Origin of the sequence: Sabulicella rubraurantiaca (assembly GCF_017355885.1) — a bacterium.
GTDB classification, from domain to species: domain Bacteria; phylum Pseudomonadota; class Alphaproteobacteria; order Acetobacterales; family Acetobacteraceae; genus Roseococcus; species Roseococcus rubraurantiacus.
The window spans coordinates 1-4,635 of the sequence record NZ_JAFEUU010000045.1; the positions used below are offsets into that span (position 1 = coordinate 1).

Annotated in this window: 3 protein-coding genes and 1 rRNA gene; all 4 read left to right on the forward strand. The window is 68.7% G+C overall.

What is annotated here, in order from left to right:
• Positions 1 to 14 precede the first annotated feature (14 nt).
• On the forward strand, positions 15 to 170 hold the full coding sequence (locus JTJ31_RS24215; RefSeq protein WP_328805818.1) for a carboxymuconolactone decarboxylase family protein: 156 nt from the start codon (positions 15 to 17) through the stop codon (positions 168 to 170).
• 5 nt (positions 171 to 175) lie between these two features.
• Positions 176 to 1,081 (forward strand): NAD(P)-dependent oxidoreductase, encoded by a 906-nt coding sequence (locus tag JTJ31_RS24220; RefSeq protein ID WP_207541308.1) that lies wholly within the window; start codon positions 176 to 178, stop codon positions 1,079 to 1,081.
• A gap of 214 nt (positions 1,082 to 1,295) precedes the next feature.
• On the forward strand, positions 1,296 to 3,737 hold the full coding sequence (locus tag JTJ31_RS24225; RefSeq protein WP_328805817.1) for a helicase-related protein: 2,442 nt from the start codon (positions 1,296 to 1,298) through the stop codon (positions 3,735 to 3,737).
• A 778-nt stretch (positions 3,738 to 4,515) separates the two neighbouring features.
• Positions 4,516 to 4,635, forward strand: a 16S ribosomal RNA gene (locus JTJ31_RS24230); the annotation flags it as partial.

Consider the following 4,635-nt stretch of genomic DNA (forward strand, 5'->3'; position numbering starts at 1 on the left):
AGGTGAAGCTGCACGTGAAGGGCGCGCTGAACAACGGCGTGTCCGTGGACGAGATCCGGGCCACGCTGAGCCATGCCGCCGCCTATTGCGGCATTCCCGCGGCGCTTGACGCCTTCAAGGCCACCCATGAGGTGCTCCTCGCCGAAGGCGCCATCCAACCGAAGAAGTGAGCACCATGGCCGCCATCAAGAGCATTGCCTTCGCAGGCATCGGCAACATGGGCTGGCCGATGGCGGCCAACCTGGTGAAGGCCGGCTTCGACGTCACGGTCTGCGACGTCGTCCCCGGCCGGGCCGAAGCCTTCGCCGCGGAGACCGGGGGCCGTGCCGCCGCGAATCCGGCGGAGGCCGCCGCAGGCGCAGATTGCGTCATCACCATCGTCCCCACCAGCAAGCAGGTGGCCGAGGCGGTGGAGGCGATGGGCGATTCGCTCCGGAGCGGTATGCTCGTCATCGACATGACCTCCGGGCAGCCGGGGCGCACGCGGGAGATCGCAGCGGCCCTGGCGGAGAAGGGCGTGGCGATGATCGACTGCCCCGTCTCGGGCGGCGTGCCGCGCGCTAAGTCCGGCCAACTCGCCATCATGGCGGGTGGGTCGGATGCCGATCTCGACCGGGCCGAGCCGGTGCTGAAGGCGATGGGCACCTCCATTCACCGCTGCGGGCCGATCGGCGCCGGCCAGGCGATGAAGGCGCTGAACAACCTGGTTTCGGCAGGCGGCTTCCTCATCGGCATCGAGGCGCTGCTGATCGGCCAGCGCTTCGGCCTGGATCCGGAGAAGATGGTGGACGTGCTGAACGCCAGCACGGGGATGAACAACTCCACCCAGAAGAAGTTCAAGGAGTACGTGCTGTCTCGCCGGTTCGACGCGGGGTTCGGGCTCGACCTCATGGTCAAGGATCTGTCCATCGCGCTGGAAGTGGGCCGCGAGACGACGACGCCGACCCCCTTCGCCGCGCTCTGCCGTGAGATGTGGGCGTCGGCCGCGGCGCTGCTCGGCCCGGGGGCGGATCACACGGCGGTCGCGAAGCTGTCCGAGCAAATGAGCGCGACGACCCTTGGCGGCAACAAGGAAGGGTGATTGGTATCGTCGCGCCAAGGTGAAGCTAGGATCCAGCTTCGACACCGGACCTCATCGTCCGTATGCCTGCCTGTCCAGGGTGACGCCTGACGCAACCGCGCTTCCCGTGCGGGGCTTTGCCTGATCGGGCGAAGTGATGCAGGGAAGGTGGCGATGAGCGTTTGGCTGCGGCGCGGCACTCGGGTGAACTCGTCAAACAACGGGGCGACCTGGCGTGGCTGAGCAAAGGGAGGGAGAGGCGCCCGCCTTTGACGCCGTGCGGGCGCTGCAGGACGCAGCCCGTGCCGCAGGGCTGGCGATCTCGCAAACGGAAGTCGAGTCGCTGCTTCTGACGCTGGGTGGCCAGCCACCAACCACGCAAGACGCCCTGCGTCGCGCGCTGCTCCAGATCCGGCGCTCTGGATGGCGCGAACGCTTGGCTGTGCTCCGGCAGCAGGCGGGCGCGCTGCCGGTGAATGCGGTGGATCTCGACCTCGCTGTCACCGCCGTCGCCGATCCTGCGGTCGGAGATGCCGAGCTCCTTTCTGCCTTGCGCGAAACCGTGCTGGCTCGCCTCGGCGGCTATGGCACGCCTGCGGCGGCTCTCGCGGCTGCGTTGGATGATCTTCCAAAGGGCGCCGCGGGGGAGGTGAAGCTGGAGGCGGTCGGTCACTGCGCCGCCCTGGTGGCTGAGGCCTTCGCCCTGCCGCCCGACGATGCCGCGGCCTTCAGCCGCCAGGCTCTCGAAACGGAGGAGCGGCGCCGGAAGGAGCGGCGCGTAGCGGCCCGCGCCGCGAAGGAAACTCGCGCGACCGAGGAGCGCCGGCTGCGGGCCTGGGAGGAATCCCTGGTGGATGCCGAGGCCGTACCAGGGATTCTGGGCTGCACGCGCGACGAGGCGGAGCGCTGGATCCGAGCCGGGCTGGTCCCGGTGGCGCGCCGCGTGACGGTCCGGCGGGGCGGCCGAACGACGCGGGAGGCCGAATTCGATCCGGCGGAGCTCGAGAAGCTGCGCAGGGCCGTGCCAGGCTGGCGGCGCGGGGAGGGCGGGCGCCGCAGCGCGCCGCAGCGCGAGGTCCGCGAGGAGGGGAGGGGGGCCAGCAACGCGGCGGTCGCCCGCGTCGCCGGGCTCGACCGCTATGCCGCGCATTTCGCCACGGCGCGTTCGCTCGACCGGCGGCTGGTCGCCTGCCTCGGGCCGACCAATTCGGGCAAGACCTATTTCGGCCTGTCCCGCCTCGCCGAGGCCGAGAGTGGCATCGCGCTGGGACCGCTGCGCCTGCTGGCCCACGAGTATCGCGAGGCGCTGGAAGCGCAGGGCATCCGTACCGCCCTCTCGACCGGCGAGGAGCGCATCCCCGTGCCGGGCAGCCGCCACACGGCAGCGACGGTGGAGATGTGCCCCTTCCACACGCCGATGGATGTCGCCGTCATCGACGAGGCCCAGATGTTGGCCGATCCGGAGCGGGGGCCGGCCTGGACCGCGGCGATCATGGGCGTGCCGGCGCGGACCGTCATCATCCTGGGGGCGCCGGATGCCGCGCCGATGGTCCGCCGGATCGCCCAGCTTTGCGGTGACCCGCTTGAAGAGGAGCGGCTGGAGCGCATGGGGCCGCTGATCGCTGCCCGGTCTCCGGTGCCGCTGGGCGAGATCGGGCGCGGCGACGCGGTGATTGCCTTCTCGCGCCGGGCGGTGTTCGAGCTGCGCGCCGAGCTGCTGCGCCGCGGACGGAGCGTGGCCGTGGTCTATGGCGCGCTGGGTCCGACGGTCCGGCGCGCGGAAGCCCGCCGCTTCCGGGAAGGGGAGGCCGAGGTGCTAGTGGCGACGGATGCCATCGGCATGGGCCTCAACATCGGCCCGTTGCGGCGCGTCATCTTCTCCTCCCTGCGCAAGTTCGACGGGGAGCAGGAGCGCCCGCTCTCGGTCCAGGAAATCAAGCAGATCGGCGGGCGTGCCGGGCGTTTCGGAGGCGCGCACGCAGAGGGCATCGTCGCGGTGCTGGCGGGCGGTGGCGACCCGGCGGAGATTGCCCACGCGCTCGCCGCCCCCGCTGACACGCCAGAAGATCTGCGTCCGCCTGTCGCCCCCGACGCGGACATCGTGGCGGCTGTCGCGGCCGAGATCGGCACGGACAGCCTGTTCGGCACGCTGCGCCGGATCGAGCGTTCGGTGCTGCGCAGAGACGACCCGAACTACCGGCTGGGCGACCTTTCGACGCAGATCGCCATCGCGGAGGCGGTGGACGGGGTGCGGGAGCTCTCGCTGCTGGATCGTTGGACCTATGCGATGTGCCCGGTCGATGAGCGCGACGAGGGAATCTCGCGGCTCACGGATTGGGCCGTGGAGCATGCGATGGGCCTGGCGGTCGCACCGCCGCGCACCGGCCGACTGCCCCCACCGGACCGGGCGAGCCAGGACGCGCTGCAATCGGCGGAGCGCCTGCACCGGCGACTGGTGGCGTGGCGCTGGCTGGCCATGCGCTTCCCCGAAACCTACCGCGACCTTGAGGCGGCCCTCGCCGAGAGCCATCGCCTCAATGACTGGATTGAGGCAGTGCTGGCGGCGCGCCCCTCGGAGCGGACGCTCGGGGTAGCCAAGCCCGCGAGGCCACCGGGCAAGCCGCGTCAGACAAGCCCACCGCGCCGGCGTACTGCCAGGGTGCGCCGGAAGGGATAATGCCCACGTTCCATCGGGTTGCGGCTTCGACGCGAAAAGTGTCGCAGAGGCCCTTGAACGGGTCGGGGTGCTCAGCTAGATACCCGCTCCACCGCGGGACGGGGTCTTCTGAAGATCCGGCGGCCCTGACGGTGTTTCGATATTTGACTTTGAAATACGGCAAAGGAATTGAAGGCGGCGCCGCAAGGCACCATCTCAGTTCCTGGCAGAAGACGCTGCTCCCTTCATCGAGAACCGGCTACTCCGGTCTTGAAAATTGGCGAAGCGGTGCTTATCTTCTGCTTTCACCGAAAGGTGGCTTTCTTGAGAAACGGCCTTGGCCAGTTGGCACGAGTGTCCGGGTTTTTCAAGAAAGTGCAAAAGGGGGCTTGAAGCCGGCGCGGCGACGCGCTATATCAAGCCTCCCGCGACGGAGTGGATACTCCTTCGAATGTTGGTTGAGGGCCTGCTGGCTCCTCCCGGCCTTCGAAGCGAAGGTCCAGCTGGTTGCGAGTTCCAGATCCTGTGCCCTCGGGCACATGGTGTATTTGCTCCGCGGAAGCGTGGGGTGTCTCGCCGTCTGCGGTACCCGGTTGGGTGCTGGGGTGCGGTCGGGAAGCTGTTTGACAAGTTTATCTGTCTTTTGGAAGCAAGAAGTGCTTGCGCTGAGGCGCTGGCGCAGTCGGCGAAAGCTGGCTGTGGCGGTGCGTGGGGCAGGTGCTTTGCATCGAGAATGGTGAGCGGAACTTGCTCGATAAGGCATCGAAGCTGTCCGGCCTCTGGCTGGGCGGCGGATGATGAACCTGAGAGTTTGATCCTGGCTCAGAGCGAACGCTGGCGGAATGCTTAACACATGCAAGTCGCACGGGCCTTTCGGGGTCAGTGGCGGACGGGTGAGTAACGCGTAGGAATGTGTCCT